Origin of the sequence: Microbacterium salitolerans (assembly GCF_019720895.1) — a bacterium.
Classification (GTDB): Bacteria; Actinomycetota; Actinomycetes; order Actinomycetales; family Microbacteriaceae; genus Microbacterium.
The window spans coordinates 19,796-36,101 of sequence record NZ_JAHKSH010000004.1 but is presented as its reverse complement, the minus strand read 5'-3'; the positions used below and the strand labels follow the sequence as shown (position 1 = coordinate 36,101).

Here is a 16,306-nt window from a genome sequence, read left to right as displayed (position 1 = left end):
CATGACGTTCTCGCTGGACACTCCGCTCGTCGATGCCCTCGGGGAGAAGCTGGCGAAGTCGCTGGCGCGGGCGTTCGAGATGACGACGGTCGGCGATCTCGTGGGGCACTACCCGCGACGCTATGCGAAGCGCGGCGATCTCACGCCGATCCGCGAGCTGCCGATCGGCCAGCCGGCAACGATCGTGGCCGAGGTGAAGAGCGCGCAGTCCCGCCCGATGCGGCAGCGGCGGGGCACCCTTCTCGAGGTCGTGATCGGCGACGGCGTAGGCGAGATGTCGCTGACCTTCTTCGGCCAGGCGTGGCGCGAGAAGGAGCTCGTGCCGGGCGCGCGCGGGGTGTTCTCGGGCAAGGTGGGGGCCTATCGCGACCAGCTGCAGTTCTCGCACCCCGACTACCAGCTGTTCGACGACGAAGAGGCCGCGCGCGAGAGCGCCGAGGAGTACGCCGAGCGGCCGCTGCCGTTCTATCCCGCGACGGCGACGCTGCCGACGTGGAAGCTGCAGAGCATCATCGCCGCGCTCCTCGATCAGCTGGGCGACGTGCCGGATCCGGTGACAGACGACATGCGCGCCGAGCTGAAGGTCATGTCGGCGCGGGAGGCACTCGAGAAGGTGCATCGTCCCCGCACCGACGCAGAAGTGCATCGGGCGCGCCACACGCTCCGCGTGCACGAGGCGCTCGTCATGCAGACCGCGCTCCTGCAGCAGCGCCAAGCGGTGAACGAGCTCCCGGCGACCCCGCGCGCCGCGCAGCGGGGCGGTCTGCTCGAGGTCTTCGACAGCTCTCTCCCATACGACCTCACGCCCGATCAGCAGACGGTCGGGGGGCGCATCTCCGAGGACCTCGTGGCAGGTGCTCCCATGAACCGGCTCGTTCAGGGCGAGGTCGGGTCCGGCAAGACGCTCGTCGCGCTGCGGGCGATGCTGCAGGTCGCCGAGTCCGGCGGGCAGAGCGCGCTCATCGCGCCGACCGAGGTGCTGGCAGGCCAGCACCTGCGCTCCATCGCGAAGATGCTCGGCCCGTCGCTGCAGGCCGAGCTCATGCCCACGCTCTTGACAGGCCAGATGCCGGCCGCGGATCGGCGCCGGGCCGCCCTTCGCGTCGCCTCGGGGCAGGCGCGCATCGTCGTCGGCACGCACGCGCTCCTCAGCGACAAGACGACGTTCGCGGATCTCGGGCTCGTCGTCGTCGACGAGCAGCACCGCTTCGGCGTCGAGCAGCGCGAGACTCTGCGCGCGAAGGGGCGCAACCCGCACGTCGTGGTGCTCACGGCGACGCCGATCCCGCGCACGGTCGCGATGACGGTGTTCGGCGATCTCGACGTGTCGACGATCCGCACGATGCCGGCGGGGCGCGCGGGCATCGAGACGTTCGTCGCGCCGATCGCCGAGAAGCCCGGCTGGTTCGCGCGCGTCTGGCAGCGCGCGTCGGAGGAGGTGCAGAAAGGGCACCAGGTCTTCGTCGTGTGCGCCGCGATCGATGCCGATCAGGCGGCGGGCACGGCGGTGGTGGACGATGTCGAGATCGATGAGCTCCCGGGCGATCCCGAAGAGGAGCGCCGCGGCCCGCGTTACGGGGTCACGCAGGTCGCCGAGACGCTGTCGCGCGACCCCGCCACCGCGGCGCTGCGGATCCGCGCGCTCCACGGGCGCATGCCGGGGGAGGAGAAGGACGCGATCATGCGCGCCTTCGCCGGCGGCGACATCGACGTGATCGTCGCGACGACTGTGATCGAGGTCGGCGTCGACGTGCCGAACGCGTCCGCCATGATCATCCTCGACGCCGACCGGTTCGGCGTCTCGCAGCTGCACCAGCTGCGAGGCCGCGTCGGGCGCGGCGGGGTGCCCGGACTCTGCCTGCTGGTGACGGAGGCGCTCGAGGGCACACCGGCACGCGAGCGCGTCGACGCGGTCGCCGCCACCCTCGACGGCTTCGAGCTCGCCGAAGTCGACCTCGAACTCCGCGGAGAAGGCGACGTGCTCGGCGGTTCGCAGTCGGGCTCGCGCTCCTCCCTGCGCCTCCTGCGCGTCATCAAGGACGCTTCGCTCATCGAGAAGGCCCGCGGCCTGGCCGAGCGCGTGCTCTCGGAGGATCCCACGCTCGCGGCGCACCCCGGACTCGCGGCGATCCTCGATGCGCGCATCGGAACGGAGGAGCGCGCCGCCCTCCGGAAGAACTGAGTCGGTGTGCTGCTCGTGCGGCCGAGGGAGGAATCGACTCGCTACGCTGAGATCATGAGCAACCGGATCGCCGTCGTCCCTGGATCGTTCGACCCGCCCACGCTCGGTCATCTCGACGTCATCCGTCGTGCAGCCGCTCTCTACGACGAGATCCACGTCCTCGTCGTGCACAACCCCGACAAAGAGGGCATGCTGCCGATCGCGCTGCGCCTTCAGCTCCTCGAGCAGTCGATCGAGGAGGCGGGGATCCGGGGCAAGGTCGTCGTGGGGTCCTGGAGCGTCGGGCTCCTCGTCGACTACGCGCAGGAGGTCGGCGCGGGTGTCCTCGTCAAGGGGATCCGCTCTCAGCAGGACGTCTCGTATGAGACGCCGATGGCCGTCGTCAACACGCACCTCGCGAGCGTCGAGACGGTGTTCCTCCTGGCGAACCCCGCCAACTCCGTCGTCTCGAGTTCTCTCGTCCGCCAGGTCGCCGGCCTCGGGGGAGATGTCTCGCCTTACGTTCCTCCGGCCGTCGCGCGCTACCTCGCGCAGTCCACGCCCAGCGACTTCTGAGCGCGCGGTTCGCACCTCTCCGGGTGCGGGCCCGTAGGCTGGAGGGCGTGAAGAACCGACTCTCCGGACCGTTCGTCCTGCCCGTGCGCGACATCGTGCGGCAACCGGGCGAGATGCGCGAGCACTCGTACACGATCTCCGTCCCCGAACAGTGGGGCGAGGGGATCGTGTCCGTCGCGAAGGGCGGGCAGCTCGCTCTCGATGTGCGGCTGGAGTCCGTGCATGAGGGCATCCTCATCAGCGGCACCGCCGATGCGGAGTACGACGGCGAGTGCAGTCGATGTCTGCGAGCGATCTCCCAGCCCGTCGAAGTCGAGTTCCAGGAGCTTTTCGAGTATCCTGGAGGGGAAACTGCTGACTTCGAGCTTCAAGACGACCACGTGGATCTTGAAACTCTGGTCAGGGATGCGATTGTACTGTCGCTTCCGTTTCAGCCGGTCTGTCGGCCGGAATGCCCGGGTCTTGATCCCGCCACGGGCGACCTGCGGACAGATTCTTCCGGCGTGGCGCAGGACCCCATCGATCCCCGGTGGGCCGCGCTCCAGGAACTCACCGAAACCGAGTCGGCGTCAGACGCCGTCCAGAGCAGAGAAGAGAGCTAGTCATGGCAGGTAACCCCCCGAAGCGCCGGGTCTCCCGCTCCAACACGCGTTCGCGTCGTTCGCAGTGGAAGGCCGAGGCACCCGCGCTCGTCAAGACGGTCGAGAACGGCAAGGTCACGTACAGCCGTCCGCACCAGGCCAAGGTCGTCACCGACTCGCAGGGCACCGAGCTGTTCCTCGAGTACAAGGGCCGCAAGGTCGCCGACGCCTGAGGGCTCGATGACACTGCGCATGCCTGAGAGCGCGCAGTCCACGCTTACCGAGAAGCTCGGCGTCGAGATCGACGCCGAGCTTCTCGCATTGGCGCTGACGCACCGCTCCTACGCCTACGAGAACGGCGGGACCCCGCACAACGAGCGACTCGAGTTCCTCGGGGACTCCGTGCTCGGCCTCGCGGTCACCGCGATGCTCTACGAGAGGTTCCCCGACGTCGACGAGGGGGACCTCGCCAAGCGACGCGCGAGCGTCGTGTCGACCCTTGCGCTCGCCGACGTCGCGCGCTCGATCGGCCTCGGCGACCACGTCAAGCTCGGCCGCGGCGAGGAGCAGACGGGAGGTCGGGACAAGGACTCGATCCTCGCCGACGCGATGGAGGCCGTCTTCGGTGCGGCCTTCCTCTCCGCGGGCCGGTCCGACGCCGACGCCCTCGTGCTGCGGCTCATCATGCCGCTCGTCGACGACCCGGCGCGCTACGGCGCGGCGGTCGACCCGAAGACGAGTGTCCAGGAGCTCGCGGCGCGCCTCGGCGTCGATCCGCCCTCATACGAGATCACGAGCGAGGGCCCCGATCACAGTCGCCGCTTCACGGCCGTCGTCAGGGTCGGTGAGCACTCGGCATCCGGTGCGGGCACGAGCAAGAAGCATGCCGAGATGGCCGCAGCGCTCACGCTGTGGCGCGCGATCCAGTCGTCCAGCAGTGCCTGAGCTGCCCGAGGTCGAGGTCGTGCGCGCCGGCCTCGCCCCGGCGCTCGTCGGTGCGCGCATCACGGGCGTCGAGGTGAGAGACGAGCGCGCGCTCACGCGTCACGTGGCGCGGTCGGGCATGCGGCCGGGGGCAGACTTCGAGATCCGGCTCGTCGGGCGGGAGGTCCGCTCCGCGGTGCGCCGCGGCAAGTTCCTCTGGTTCCCTCTCGACCTCGCGGACGGTGCGATCATCGCGCATCTCGGCATGAGCGGGCAGATGCTGCTGCGGGCGCCGGGCGCACTGCGCGAGCGCCACGAGCGGATCCGCCTCGCGATCGACCATCCGCAGCACGGTGAGCTGGTCGTCGTGTTCGCAGACCAGCGCACCTTCGGATCGCTGGCGATCGATCGTCTCGTGCCGACGCCCGATCGCGCGGCGGGCGGCTTCGGCGACGCGCGCGCCGTGGTGTCGGCTCAGGCCGCGCACATCGCGCGTGACCCGCTGGATCCCGCCTTCGACGATGCGGCGTTCGTCCGCGCGCTGCACGCGTCGCGCTCGGCCGTGAAGCGCGTGCTCCTCGATCAGCGCGTCGTGAGCGGCATCGGCAACATCTACGCAGACGAGGCGCTGTGGGCGGCCCGCGTGCATCCCGAGACGCCCGCCCAGGCGCTGTCGGTGCGCCGCGTGCGCACGCTCCTCGATGAGGTGCGTCTCGTGCTCGGAAAGGCGCTGGCGGAAGGGGGCACCAGCTTCGACGCGCAGTACGTGAACGTCAACGGCCAGGCGGGCTACTTCACTCATTCGCTGAATGCGTACGGGCGGGGCGGCGAGCCCTGCCTGCGATGCGGCGGGACGATCCGGCGTGACGCGTTCACGAACCGGTCGAGTCACTTCTGTCCGCGGTGTCAGCGGAGGCAGACTCCGCGAGCGAAGCGCGAGCAACGATAAGCTCCGAGGTTCTTCGGGACTGGCTATAAGTTCAGACGCTTATACATGGCAAGATATAAGCGCTAGAACTTGTATCGACGGGAAGTTGGTGCGACCCTGTCCTGTATGGACGTGCCGATCATCGCCGACATCGTCGCTTCGCGCGACGCCGCCGACCGCGACGCCGTGCAGGGCGACATCGAGCGCGCGGCAGGGCTCGTCGAGAAGGTGCGACCGCGCGCGAAGCGCGGGTGGCGGGCGACGGCCGGCGACGAGTTCCAGGCCGTCTATGGTTCGCTCGCCGACGCCCTTGTCGCGACCCTCGCGATTCAGCTCGCGCTGCCGGAGGGGTCGGCCTGTCGGTTCGGCATCGGCATGGGCGAGGTGCATCCGGTCGAATCGTCCCTCGCCGATGAGATCGAGGACGGGCCCGGCTGGTGGTCCGCGCGTGCGGCCGTCGAGCGCGCCGAGGAGGTCGGCCGCCCCGGGGACGCCCGCACGTGGTTCGCCCCGCACGAGACGGCGGGGCGCGACGCGGAACAGACCGCGGGAGTCGTGAACGCGTACCTGCGGCTGCGCGACGAGGTCGTCTCGGGGATGAGCGACCGTGCTCGCAACGTGACCTTCGCGATCTGGCACGGCGAATACCAGAAAGATGTCGCCGAGCGCGAGGGGATCTCGCAGGCCGCGGTCTCGCAGCTCATCAACAAGCCGATCATCCGCGCCCTCCGCGAGGGCATGGCGGGGCTCGCGGGCGATCAGCCCAGCTGACGCGCGCGCAACGGCGTCGCCCCGCGGAGGATCGGTGCCGCACAGCGCTTTCCTCGGAGCGCAGGCCAGAATGGAGCCATGCGCACACTCCTCAACATCATCTGGCTCGTCCTCTCGGGCTTCTGGATGTTCCTCGGGTATCTGCTTGCGGGCGTGGTGCTGTGCGTCCTCATCGTCACCATCCCGTGGGGCATCGCCTCGTTCCGCATCGGCGTGTACGCGCTGTGGCCGTTCGGTCGCACGATCGTCGACAAGCCCAGGGCAGGAGTCGCGTCGTTCCTCGGCAATGTCGTGTGGGTGATCCTCGCCGGATGGTGGCTCGCGATCGGGCACATCATCACCGGCGTCGCCATGATGATCACGATCGTGGGGATCCCACTCGGCATCGCGAGCGTCAAGCTCGTGCCGGTGTCGCTCATGCCCCTCGGTAAGGAGATCGTCGACTCCCGCACCCTTCAGCCCGTCTGAGGCCGGACGGGCGGGGCCCGTCAGCCCAGCGAGCGCGCGAGGTCGAGGGCGTCGCGTGCGACCTGCGCCGATGAATCCGGATCCCGCATCCACAGCGGGACCGCGTGCGCACGGATCCCCTGCGAGGCGAGCGGACCCACGGATCGCGCATCGCTCTCGTCCACCAGCCAGCCGTCGAGGAGGCCGCCCGCGTCGCGCGCGCCATAGTGCTCGGCGACGGCGCGGGCCGATGTCTCGACGCCGATCGCCGTGAGGCAGGCGTCGGCCATGCCGCGCACGACGGATCCGTCGATGATCCCCGAGACGCCGACGACCGGAGCGGCGGATCCGCGGACCAGCTCGCGCATGCCGGGAACAGCGAGCACGGGGCCGATCGAGACGACGGGGTTCGACGGGGCGAGGACGATCAGATCGGCGTTCTCGAGCGCCTCGCGCGCGCCGTCCGACGGGCGCGCCTGATCGATGTCGTTCTGCGAGAACCTCCGTGCGGGAAGCTGCGAGCGGTGCCGCACCCACCACTCCTGGAAGTGGATCCATCCCTCGGGCGTCTCGACGTGCGTGTCGACCTCGTCGTCGGTTGCGGGGTGCAGGGTCGCACCGAGGTTCCAGCGGGAGCCGAGTCGCGCGTAGACGTCGCTCACGGTCGCGCCGCCACGCAGCCACGCGGTGCGCGCGATGTGGGTGCCCAGGTCGAGGTCTCCGAGGGTGAACCAGTCGGGTGCCGTGCCCCACGTGGCGAGCTCGGCCGAGACGCGCTCGCTCTCGCCCGCGCGACCCCAGCCGCGCTCGATGTCGTTCACACCGGCGAGAGCGTAGAGCAGGCTGTCGTGATCGGGCGAGATGCGCAGGCCCGACACCCACCAGTCGTCGCCCGTGTTGACGATCACCTCGATCGAGTCGCGTCCGCCCGTGCGAGCGACGTGCTCGCGAAGTCCCAGTACGAAGCGGGCGCAGCCGACGCCGCCCCCGATCACCACGATGCGCATCCGTTCAGCGTATCGGCGCGCGGCGCCGCCGCTCGCGTGACCCTTCCGACCCTTGATCCGCGGGGAAGGGTCTTGCGCGTTACCTGAAGCGCGCCCGGAGTCGCCGGGTCCGTTCGCGTAACGCCTGTGACCCTTGATCTGCGCGGGAAGGGCCGTATGCGCTACGCGAGGGGCGTCGCGTCAAGTGCCTTCTCCCATGCGCCGACGGAGCCGGCCGGCACGAACCCGACGCGCTCGTTCACATCGAGCATGTGGCGGTTCTCCTCCGCATTGAACGTGACGATACGGGGCGAGTCGGGGACGATCTCGCGCCAGTTGAGGAGATTCGCGCACTTCACGAGGGATCCGAGACGCCGGCCGCGATGCTCCGGCAGGACGAGCGTGCCCCACTGGTGCGTGGTGCTCGTGCGATCCGTGCCGATGAAGAACTCCGTGAACGCCGCGACCTCCTGCGTCGGCTCATGCACAGCGATGGTGACGCCGATGAGCGTGCCATGCGCCGCGTGACGCCGATCGCGATCGAAGACCCGCTCCGCGTCCCACACCGAGACATCCTCGGAGAGGTCGCCCAACGGGACGTCGGTCGTCATGCGCGTGATGCCGGCGGCGTAGCCCGCGGCGTGCTCCGGTGGCGTCTCTCCAGCCCAGCTCACCACGCGGTACTCCGTTCCGGCGGCGGCGCGTGCGTCATCGTACAGGGTGTGCACGCCCGCGAGCGGACCGCCCAGGTCGAGCACACTCGCGCGCTCGACCTGGCCGAGCGCATAGCCGCGACGCAGGAAGCGCTGCGTCTGGACATCATCGCGCGGCACGGACCCCGCGCCCGTCGGAGAGGCGAGCAGGGCGCCGTCGGTCGAGGTCGGATGCACGGTCCAGAGCTGGGCGGCCGTCCGCCCGCCGACGCGTGCGATCGTCTCGACCTGCGCGAGCAGCGCGTCCGCGATGCGCTCGTCGACGTCCGCGCTCGCGAGCGCGACATCGAGCTCGGCCGTCCGTTCGGTCTGCTTCTCGTAGGCGACGGTCGCGACGCCGAGGATCTCGTCCCCGGCACGCGCTGCGATGCACGCGATCGTCCAGTACCTCGTGTTGCGGAAGCGCGCGAGCAGGTCGACCGGATCCTCGTCGAACAGGTCGGTCCCCGTCGTGCGGCGACAGGAGGCGTTGAGGATCCGCACCATCTCGCGGAACGGCCCGGCATCGGCGGCCTCGAGCGTCTCCGGGATGCGGATCGAGACGTACTCGATGCTCATGTCAGCTCCTTCTGCCATTCTCCCGACCAGCACACGGGGCGGAAGCCGACTGCCTCGTTGACGTCGAGCATGAAGCGGTTCTCCTCCGCATTGAACGTCTGCACGACAGGAGAGTCGGGAACGAGCTCGTGCCAGCGCAGGAGGCCGAGGCACTTCACGATCGTGCCGAGGCGGTGACCGCGGTGCTCCTGCAGCACGAGAGTCCCGTAGGTCTCGGTCACGCGGGAGCGGTCGCGTCCGATGACGAGCTCGCTGAACGCGACGAACTCGCCCGTCGGGCGATGGATCACGCCCGTGACGGCCATGATCTGTCCCGCCTGCTGCTTGATGCCCTCGCGGTAGCGCACGCGGTCGCCGTCCCACGGCTCCTCATCCCAGGTGAGGTCACCGCTCGGGACGTCGGTGTTCATGCGCGTGATCGCGGCGGCGTACCCGTCGGCGTACTCGTCGGGCGTCGGCGTCTGCCACCAGACCGGCTCGTAGTCGGGTCCGGCCTTCGCGAGCGCGGCATCGAGCATGCGCTCGGTCTGCTCGTACGAGCCCTGCAGGTCGAACGCGCTGACGCGCTCGACCTGTCCGAGCGCATAGCCGTGACGGAGGAAGAAGTCCGTCATATACGCGTCTCGCGGGACGGCGCCGAATCCGGACGTCGGTCGCAGAAGCGCGGCTTCGGCGGTCGCCATCTCCTCGGGGCGCACGAAGGCGAAGGTGCTCGACCGGCGGCGGCCTCGCTCCTGCGCGATCCGCTCGAGGTGGGCGAGGAGGGCATCGTCGACGCCCGTGCCGCGGGCATCGACGCGGATCGCGATGTCGATGTTGCTGTCGGATCCGGCCTCGCGCTCGTACTCGAGCTTCCCGATGCCGACGATCCGCGTGCCGTCGCGCGCGACGAACGCCTCACGCGCGACGTATCTCGTGTTGTGCATGCCGACGAGCCATTCGTCGGCCGGCGTGCTGAACCAGTCGGTTCCCGAGTCGAACTCGAGCACCTCGTGCACGATGTCGACGTAGGCGAGCCAGTCCCCGGCGTCGGGCGCATCGACGGAGGCGGGAACGTGCAGCGGTTCGATCCTGAGGGTCATGTTCTCTTTCGGGGAGGCGCAGGGGCGAGCGGTGATCGCCCGCCCCTGCGCGGTGTCGGCGCTCATCGGCAGAACGGGTGGGCCGGTACTCCGTGAAGGAGGCCATGGCGGGCGAGGGATTCCTCGGCGGCACGCCGGGCATGCGCCGCGGCACGGGGATCCGCGCGGAATCCATCGACACGGGGCGCGGCCTGTCGCGTGGGGCGCGTGCCCCAGATGAGCAGTGCCAGGCCGACCCGCATCGCGAGGCGGTCGAACAGGGCCGTGCGCGGCGCACGATCCTGCAGGACTGACGCGGCGACCGGCGACGACTGCGCGTCAGGCCGCTGAGCAGAGGGCGGACGGGTGGGAAGCGTGAGATTCACGAGTGAGCTCCTGTGAAGAAGAAGGGGATGAACTGCATCAGACGTCGCCGCTCCGAAGGGGAGGGCGCACGGAAGGGACCCCGGAAGCGTCCGGCAGCGTGCTGCGGAGGCGGTTCCGGAGGGAGGCGACGACGCGTGCCGTCAGATGAGGCGCGCGGCGATGTCGCCGGAGGGCTGGACTCGATGTAGCCGAGTCAGGCGAGACTGCGCCGCCGACAGTGTCGTTCGGGCGCGACGAGCTGGCGACGCTCTAACGAGCGAAGACCGGCCCGAACACAGACGTGCCGCGGCGTCGCAGATCTCGCAGGGCGGGGACGGAAGTCCATGGATTCTTCTCGATGACCATCATGTGACTTCCTCCTCTCGGACCTCTGCGGGCGATGGGCCCGGAACGTACGGTGTGCTCCGCTGACGTTACGCACACTTCGGGCATGTCGTCAAGGAAACGCTCAGGAACTCGGCGTGTCCCGCGTCGTTCAGGGGGTGCGCGGCAGGCGCCGAATAGGGTGTGACGAAGCATTTCGGCAGCCGCAGACAGGGGAGGGGAGGCACCCGCATGCATCTCAAGAGCCTCACCCTCAAGGGCTTCAAGTCGTTCGCGAAGCCGACGACGTTCGTCCTCGAGCCCGGCGTCACGGCGATCGTCGGACCGAACGGGTCCGGCAAGTCGAACGTGGTCGACGCGCTCGCGTGGGTCATGGGCGAGCAGGGCGTCAAGAGTCTTCGCGGCGGGAAGATGGAGGACGTCATCTTCGCCGGCACGTCGACGCGCGGCCCTCTCGGCCGCGCTGAGGTGCAGCTCACGATCGACAACGCCGACGGTGCGCTGCCGATCGAGTACAGCGAGGTGTCGATTCGCCGCACGCTGTTCCGCAGCGGGCAGAGCGAGTACGCGATCAACGGCGAGACGTGCCGTCTGCTCGATGTGCAGGAGCTCCTCAGCGATTCGGGCCTCGGGCGCGAGATGCACGTCATCGTCGGTCAGGGGCGACTCGACACGGTCCTGCGTGCGACCCCCGAGGAGCGACGCGGCTTCATCGAGGAGGCCGCAGGGATCCTCAAGCATCGTCGCCGCAAGGAGAAGACGGTCCGCAAGCTCGACGCGATGGAGCAGAATCTCACGCGTCTCAGCGATCTCGCGGGTGAGATCCGGCGACAGCTGAAGCCCCTCGGTCGGCAGGCCGAGATCGCGCGCCAGGCGCAGACGATCGCCGCCGTGGTGCGCGACGCGAAGGCGCGCCTGTACGCCGACGACGTCATGCAGCTGCGGGAGGCGCTCGCCGAGCACGCGCGCGGTGAGCAGGAACGGCATACGGAGCGCGTCGCGCTCGAGGAGCAGAAGCAGGGGGTTCAGCTGCGGATCTCGCAGCTCGAGCGGGAGCAGACCGCGAAGGCCGTGGACGAGGCCCAACGCGTGCTCTTCGGCCTCGAACAGGTGCAGGAGCGTCTGAGGGGGCTGTTCACGCTCGCGAATCAGCGCCTCTCGCTGCTCGGTCAGGACGAGGAGGATCAGCAGGCGCACGTCACGGTGTCGCAGCAGGCGATCGATGCGGCGCGCGAGGACGTCACGCGGCTGTCCGACAGCATCGGTGACGCGGAGGACGCCGTGCAGGCGGCGTCGCGCGAGGTCGTGCAGGCGCGCGCAGAGCTCGATGCCCTGGACGCCGACATCGCGGAGCAGAGCGCTCTCGTGTCCGCGTACGACATGAGGATCAACACGCTGCGCGGCGCAGCCGAGGCGGCGCAGCAGACCCTCGAAGCCGTGCGCGGCGGCGTCGTCCGACAGCAGGCCGCTCTCGATGCGGCAGACGAAAGACGGCTCGAGGCGGCGGCCGCCTTCGAGAGGCTCGAGACCGCCGAGGCGTCCGAGAGCACGGCGGCGCAGCACCAGGAGGCGTACGAGGCGGCGCAGCGGGACGTCTCGACGGCCGAGAAGATGCTCGAGGAGATCCGCGGTCGTCACCGCGACGCCGAGCGCGAAGCCGACGCCCTCGCGGCGAAATCGGCCGCCCTCACCTCGGCGCTCGACGTCAAGAACGCCGCGGGCGAGATCATCGCGCGCGGCGAGGAGGGCATCGCCGGTCTCGTGAGCGAGGCGGTTCACGTGCGCCCGGGCTTCGAGCAGGCGATCGAGTCCGTTCTCGGGCCGCTCGCCGAAGGGGTGCTCGCCGATGACCGCGACGCCGCGTTCCGGATCGCCTCGTCGACCGGGGACGCGGGCACCGTCGATGTCGTGATCGCCGACGCGCCGGAGGGCGTCCCGATCCCCGCGGTCGGAGGCGGGCTCGAGCGCGCGGTGGACGTCGTGACGGCGCCGCCGGGGATCCGCGGGATCCTGCGCTCCGTGCTCATCGCCGAGGACCTCGACGCGGCGCGGCAGGCGGCCGGCTCCCTGAGCGGGACCGACCTCGAGCGCGCGACGGTCGTCACCCGCACCGGCGAGATCGTGACGGCCCGGACGATCCGCGCGGGCTCCGGCGGCGGCCAGTCGCGTCTGGCCCTGCAGGCCGAGCGCGACCAGGCGATCGATCGGCTCGCGGAGGTGCGCGCGGGCGTGGAGCGGCTCGGCACGGAACGCGAGGACGCGACGGAGCGCGTGCAGACGATGCGGCGTGTGCAGAAGGACGCGCTGCAGGCGCTCCGCGCGCACGACGCGCAGCTGGCGCAGCAGGCCGAGCACGTCAACCGCGTCACCGTGCGGCACGAGGCGGCCATCGCCGAGTGCGAACGCCTCACGGCAGACCTCGAGAAGGCGAAGGCGGCCGTCGCCGACTCCGAGCAGCGCGCCGTGCGCGCGGACACCGACCTCACGCGGGCGCTCGAGGAGCCGCGCCCGATCCTCGATGCCTCGGCGCGGGATGGCCTCCTCGACGACCTCGAGAAGGCCCGCGAGGCCGAGATGTCCGCCAGGCTCGAAGTCGAGACGACGCGCGAGCGCGTGAGGGCCGCCGAGTCGCACGCGGCGGGTCTCGAGCGCCAGCGCGCACGCGAGCAGGAGGCCGCGCAGCAGGCGGCTCGCCGCGCGGTGCTGCGACGCCGGCAGAGGGAGATCGCGCAGGGAGTCTCCGGCGAGATCCCCCCGGTGCTCGACTCGATCGACCGGTCCGTCTCCGAGGCGCGCATGGCGCTGAGCGAGGCCGAGCGCGCACGCAGCGCCGTGTCGGGAGAGCTGCGGCAGCTCCGCGAGCAGGACAGCCGGATCCGCGAGCGGCTCGCCGGGCTGACGGAGAGCGTGCACGGGCTCGAGCTGCAGATCCACGAGAAGAAGCTGCACCTCGCGAGCCTCACCGAGCGCGTGCAATCCGAACTCGGCATGGGCGAGACGATCCTCGTCGACGAGTACGGCCCCGACCAGCCGGTTCCTCTCGACGAAGTGCTCGTGGAGCAGGTGATGGCCGAGGGATCCGCGACCCCCGACGAGGAGGCGGATCCGCAGGAGGACCCGACCGCCGCTGGTGCGGAGCAGCCTGCTGTCGCCTACGATCGCGCCCAGCAGGAGAAGCGCCTGCGTGCCGCCGAACGCAAGCTGTCGCAGCTCGGCCGCGTCAATCCGCTCGCGCTGGAGGAGTTCGAATCGCTCGAGCAGCGGCACAGGTTCCTCACGGAGCAGCTCGACGACCTCGTGCAGACGCGCAAGGACCTGCAGACCATCATCGGCGACCTCGACGAGCGCATGGAGACGATCTTCGCCGAGGCGTTCGAGGACACGAGGGTCGCCTTCGGGGAGATGTTCCCGATCCTGTTCCCGGGCGGAGCGGGCTCCATCTCGCTCACGAACCCCGACGACATGCTGACGACGGGCATCGACGTCGCGGTCAGGCCGGCGGGCAAGAAGATCGAGCGGCTCTCGCTGCTGTCGGGCGGCGAGCGCTCCCTTGCGGCGGTCGCGCTGCTGACCGCGATCTTCAAGGCGCGTCCGAGCCCGTTCTACATCCTCGACGAGGTCGAGGCGGCGCTCGATGATGCGAACCTCGGACGTCTGCTGGGGGTGTTCGAGAAGCTGCGCGAGAACAGCCAGCTGCTGATCATCACGCACCAGAAGCGCACGATGGAGGTCGCCGACGCGCTCTACGGCGTCTCGATGCGCCAGGACGGCGTCTCGGCCGTCGTCGGCCAGCGGATCAGCGAAGCTGCGACCGCATGAGCGATCCCGCCCTCGCGCCGTCCGAGGCGTACGATGCGATCGCGCCCCGGCTCCGTCGGTGGCCGGACGTCGAGGCGCACGATCTCGTGGCGGCCGACGCGAGCGATCGGCTGATCCTGGCCGAGGCCGGAGAGCTCCCGCGAGACGTCGTCGTCATCGGCGATCGATACGGGGCCCTCGCGCTGTCGGTGCTGCGGGCGGATCCCGGGGTCCGGGTTCGGATGCACCAGGATGCTCTGACCGGGGAGCGCGCCGTGGCGGCGAACGCCGAGCGGCTCGGCGTCGACGTGACCGAGCGGATCACCTGGCACGACCTCGACGCGTCGCTCACGGCCGGCGCGGAGCTCGTCCTGCTGCAGCTCCCGCGTGGTCTCGATGCGCTCGACGAGATCGCCGGGGCGATCGCGGATCACGCGGAGCCGTCGGCGCGCGTCGTCGCCGGCGGTCGCGTCAAGCACATGACGCACTCGATGAGCGACGTGCTGGCGGCGCACTTCGGCACCCTCCGCGCGAGCCGCGGCGTCTCGAAGTCGCGGGTGCTCCACGCGACAGCGCCCGTGCGCGGGGCGACCGATCGGTGGCCGCGCGCGGAGCGCCACGAGGACGTCGGCATCACCCTCTGCGCGCACGGAGGGGCGTTCGCGGGAGCATCGCTCGACATCGGCACCCGCTTCCTGCTCGGCTTCCTGCCGGATATGCCGCATGCCGCATCTGCGATCGATCTCGGCTGCGGAACGGGCGCGATCGCCGCCGCATACGCCGCGGCGCGCCCGAGCGCGCACCTCATCGCGACCGATCGGTCGAGCGCCGCGGTCGCCTCGGCGCGCGCGACGATGCGGGCCAATGGCGTCGCCGACCGCGTCGAGGTCGTGCGCGACGACGGCCTCGCGTCGCAGCCCGATGCGTCCGCCGACCTCGTGCTGCTCAACCCGCCGTTTCACTCCGGTTCCGCTGTGACCGATGCGATCGCGCCGCGGCTGTTCGCGCACGCTGCGCGCGTTCTGCGCCCCGGCGGCGAGCTCTGGACGGTGTGGAACAGCCACCTGCGCTACCGCTCGCAGCTCCAGCGGATCGTGGGGGAGACGCGCCAGATCGGCCGCAATCGCACGTTCACGGTGACGGCCTCTCGGCGTTCGTGAACCCGGCACGCGGCTAGGCTGGAGGGCATGGCGGAGAAGTGGTCCCTCGGTCGCGCGCTGCGCGGCATGTTCGTGAAAGAGACGATCGACGAGAACACGTGGGACGATCTCGAGACGGCGCTCATCACCGCCGACTTCGGACCCGACATCACCGAGGAGATCGTCGAGGATCTGCGCGAGAAGGTCGCACGTTTCCACACCGAGGATCCCAAGGACCTCAAGCGCATGCTGGTCGAGAGCATCGAGGAGCGCTTCGCGCGCTTCGACACGACGCTCAAGCTCACGGAGCGTCCCGCCGTGGTCCTCGTCGTGGGTGTCAACGGCGTCGGCAAGACGACGACGATCGGCAAGTTCGCGAACTTCCTGAAGCGCTACGGCCGGTCGATCGTCGTGGGCGCCGCCGACACGTTCCGCGCGGCCGCCGTCGAGCAGCTCGCCACGTGGGCCGAGCGCGGGGGAGCTGCGATCGTCCGCCCCGAGAAGGAGGGGCAGGATCCGGCGTCCGTGGCCTTCCAGACGATCGACTACGCCAAGCGCACGGGCACCGAGATCGTGCTCGTCGACACGGCCGGCCGTCTGCACACGAAGGCCGGTCTCATGGACGAGCTCGGCAAGGTGCGACGCGTCATCGAGAAGCAGGCGCCCATCAGCGAGGTGCTGCTCGTGCTCGACGCGACGACGGGGCAGAACGGCGTCGTGCAGGCGCAGGCCTTTCTCGAGCACGCGGGCGTCACCGGCCTGGTCATCACGAAGCTCGACGGGTCGGCCAAGGGCGGGTTCGTGCTCGCGGTGCAGGAGCGCACCGGGATCCCCGTCAAGCTGCTCGGCGAGGGCGAGGGCATCGGCGATCTGACGGGCTTCACGCCGCACGCCTTCGCGGCGCAGCTCGTCGGCTGACACGCCGCGCCCACACCGTCCGTCCGACGTGATT

The 16,306-nt window shown here is 70.2% G+C and carries 15 protein-coding genes; 12 read left to right on the top strand and 3 right to left on the bottom strand.

The window, feature by feature from the left end; translation table 11 throughout:
• Nucleotide 1: 1 nt before the first annotated feature.
• The 8 genes from KOL93_RS09715 (at nucleotide 2) to KOL93_RS09680 (ending at nucleotide 6,409) form a co-directional block, all read left to right on the top strand.
• The gene (locus KOL93_RS09715; protein ID WP_221585173.1) at nucleotides 2-2,182 is read left to right on the top strand and encodes an ATP-dependent DNA helicase RecG; all 2,181 of its coding nucleotides are present in this window, start codon (nucleotides 2-4) and stop codon (nucleotides 2,180-2,182) included.
• A 54-nt stretch (nucleotides 2,183-2,236) separates the two neighbouring features.
• Nucleotides 2,237-2,737, top strand: coding sequence for a pantetheine-phosphate adenylyltransferase (gene coaD, locus KOL93_RS09710; RefSeq protein ID WP_221585172.1), 501 nt, complete (start codon nucleotides 2,237-2,239; stop codon nucleotides 2,735-2,737).
• A 113-nt stretch (nucleotides 2,738-2,850) separates the two neighbouring features.
• Nucleotides 2,851-3,339 carry a YceD family protein gene (locus tag KOL93_RS09705; protein WP_221585591.1) on the top strand — a complete coding sequence of 163 codons (489 nt, stop codon included), beginning with the start codon at nucleotides 2,851-2,853 and terminating at the stop codon, nucleotides 3,337-3,339.
• A 2-nt stretch (nucleotides 3,340-3,341) separates the two neighbouring features.
• On the top strand, nucleotides 3,342-3,551 hold the full coding sequence (gene rpmF / locus KOL93_RS09700) for a 50S ribosomal protein L32 (RefSeq protein ID WP_221585171.1): 210 nt from the start codon (nucleotides 3,342-3,344) through the stop codon (nucleotides 3,549-3,551).
• A 19-nt stretch (nucleotides 3,552-3,570) separates the two neighbouring features.
• A complete protein-coding gene (gene rnc, locus KOL93_RS09695) occupies nucleotides 3,571-4,263 on the top strand; it encodes a ribonuclease III (RefSeq protein ID WP_260406405.1) in 693 nt (230 codons plus the stop codon).
• Nucleotides 4,256-5,191, top strand: a complete 936-nt coding sequence (gene mutM / locus KOL93_RS09690; protein ID WP_221585169.1) for a bifunctional DNA-formamidopyrimidine glycosylase/DNA-(apurinic or apyrimidinic site) lyase — start codon at nucleotides 4,256-4,258, stop codon at nucleotides 5,189-5,191. Before rnc ends, mutM begins: the two co-directional genes overlap by 8 nt.
• 105 nt (nucleotides 5,192-5,296) lie before the next feature.
• Entirely contained in the window at nucleotides 5,297-5,941 is a 645-nt protein-coding gene (locus KOL93_RS09685; protein ID WP_221585168.1) for a SatD family protein, read from the top strand.
• 78 nt (nucleotides 5,942-6,019) lie between these two features.
• Nucleotides 6,020-6,409 carry a YccF domain-containing protein gene (locus tag KOL93_RS09680; RefSeq protein ID WP_221585167.1) on the top strand — a complete coding sequence of 130 codons (390 nt, stop codon included), beginning with the start codon at nucleotides 6,020-6,022 and terminating at the stop codon, nucleotides 6,407-6,409.
• Between the two features lie 20 nt (nucleotides 6,410-6,429).
• Here KOL93_RS09680 and cofD read toward each other — a convergent pair whose 3' ends face one another.
• The 3 genes from cofD to KOL93_RS09665 all read right to left on the bottom strand — a co-directional run bounded on the left by cofD (nucleotide 6,430) and on the right by KOL93_RS09665 (nucleotide 9,727).
• Nucleotides 6,430-7,395 carry a 2-phospho-L-lactate transferase gene (gene cofD / locus KOL93_RS09675; protein WP_221585166.1) on the bottom strand — a complete coding sequence of 322 codons (966 nt, stop codon included), beginning with the start codon at nucleotides 7,393-7,395 and terminating at the stop codon, nucleotides 6,430-6,432.
• 161 nt (nucleotides 7,396-7,556) lie between these two features.
• Complete coding sequence (locus KOL93_RS09670) at nucleotides 7,557-8,645, bottom strand: GNAT family N-acetyltransferase (RefSeq protein WP_221585165.1); 1,089 nt, start codon at nucleotides 8,643-8,645, stop codon at nucleotides 7,557-7,559.
• Nucleotides 8,642-9,727 carry a GNAT family N-acetyltransferase gene (locus tag KOL93_RS09665; protein WP_221585164.1) on the bottom strand — a complete coding sequence of 362 codons (1,086 nt, stop codon included), beginning with the start codon at nucleotides 9,725-9,727 and terminating at the stop codon, nucleotides 8,642-8,644. Before KOL93_RS09665 ends, KOL93_RS09670 begins: the two co-directional genes overlap by 4 nt.
• Nucleotides 9,728-9,831: 104 nt before the next feature.
• Between KOL93_RS09665 and KOL93_RS09660 the strand changes: the two genes are divergently transcribed.
• The 4 genes from KOL93_RS09660 to ftsY all read left to right on the top strand — a co-directional run bounded on the left by KOL93_RS09660 (nucleotide 9,832) and on the right by ftsY (nucleotide 16,272).
• Nucleotides 9,832-10,020, top strand: a complete 189-nt coding sequence (locus KOL93_RS09660; RefSeq protein WP_221585163.1) for a hypothetical protein — start codon at nucleotides 9,832-9,834, stop codon at nucleotides 10,018-10,020.
• 628 nt (nucleotides 10,021-10,648) lie between these two features.
• A complete protein-coding gene (smc, locus tag KOL93_RS09655) occupies nucleotides 10,649-14,236 on the top strand; it encodes a chromosome segregation protein SMC (protein WP_221585162.1) in 3,588 nt (1,195 codons plus the stop codon).
• Nucleotides 14,233-15,375 carry a class I SAM-dependent methyltransferase gene (locus KOL93_RS09650; protein ID WP_221585161.1) on the top strand — a complete coding sequence of 381 codons (1,143 nt, stop codon included), beginning with the start codon at nucleotides 14,233-14,235 and terminating at the stop codon, nucleotides 15,373-15,375. Before smc ends, KOL93_RS09650 begins: the two co-directional genes overlap by 4 nt.
• Before the next feature lie 27 nt (nucleotides 15,376-15,402).
• Nucleotides 15,403-16,272 (top strand): signal recognition particle-docking protein FtsY, encoded by an 870-nt coding sequence (ftsY, locus tag KOL93_RS09645; protein ID WP_221585160.1) that lies wholly within the window; start codon nucleotides 15,403-15,405, stop codon nucleotides 16,270-16,272.
• The last annotated feature ends 34 nt before the right edge of the window (nucleotides 16,273-16,306 follow it).

What these genes read in the sequence shown, in the direction of transcription:
- KOL93_RS09715 (WP_221585173.1), top strand. Translation starts at nt 2, where the DNA reads ATGACGTTCTCGCTGGACACTCCGCTCGTCGATGCCCTCGGGGAGAAG.
- coaD (WP_221585172.1), top strand. Translation starts at nt 2,237, where the DNA reads ATGAGCAACCGGATCGCCGTCGTCCCTGGATCGTTCGACCCGCCCACG.
- KOL93_RS09705 (WP_221585591.1), top strand. Translation starts at nt 2,851, where the DNA reads ATGCGCGAGCACTCGTACACGATCTCCGTCCCCGAACAGTGGGGCGAG.
- rpmF (WP_221585171.1), top strand. Translation starts at nt 3,342, where the DNA reads ATGGCAGGTAACCCCCCGAAGCGCCGGGTCTCCCGCTCCAACACGCGT.
- rnc (WP_260406405.1), top strand. Translation starts at nt 3,571, where the DNA reads ATGCCTGAGAGCGCGCAGTCCACGCTTACCGAGAAGCTCGGCGTCGAG.
- KOL93_RS09685 (WP_221585168.1), top strand. Translation starts at nt 5,297, where the DNA reads ATGGACGTGCCGATCATCGCCGACATCGTCGCTTCGCGCGACGCCGCC.
- KOL93_RS09680 (WP_221585167.1), top strand. Translation starts at nt 6,020, where the DNA reads ATGCGCACACTCCTCAACATCATCTGGCTCGTCCTCTCGGGCTTCTGG.
- cofD (WP_221585166.1), bottom strand. Translation starts at nt 7,395, where the DNA reads ATGCGCATCGTGGTGATCGGGGGCGGCGTCGGCTGCGCCCGCTTCGTA.
- KOL93_RS09670 (WP_221585165.1), bottom strand. Translation starts at nt 8,645, where the DNA reads ATGAGCATCGAGTACGTCTCGATCCGCATCCCGGAGACGCTCGAGGCC.
- KOL93_RS09665 (WP_221585164.1), bottom strand. Translation starts at nt 9,727, where the DNA reads ATGACCCTCAGGATCGAACCGCTGCACGTTCCCGCCTCCGTCGATGCG.
- KOL93_RS09660 (WP_221585163.1), top strand. Translation starts at nt 9,832, where the DNA reads ATGGCGGGCGAGGGATTCCTCGGCGGCACGCCGGGCATGCGCCGCGGC.
- smc (WP_221585162.1), top strand. Translation starts at nt 10,649, where the DNA reads ATGCATCTCAAGAGCCTCACCCTCAAGGGCTTCAAGTCGTTCGCGAAG.
- KOL93_RS09650 (WP_221585161.1), top strand. Translation starts at nt 14,233, where the DNA reads ATGAGCGATCCCGCCCTCGCGCCGTCCGAGGCGTACGATGCGATCGCG.
- ftsY (WP_221585160.1), top strand. Translation starts at nt 15,403, where the DNA reads ATGGCGGAGAAGTGGTCCCTCGGTCGCGCGCTGCGCGGCATGTTCGTG.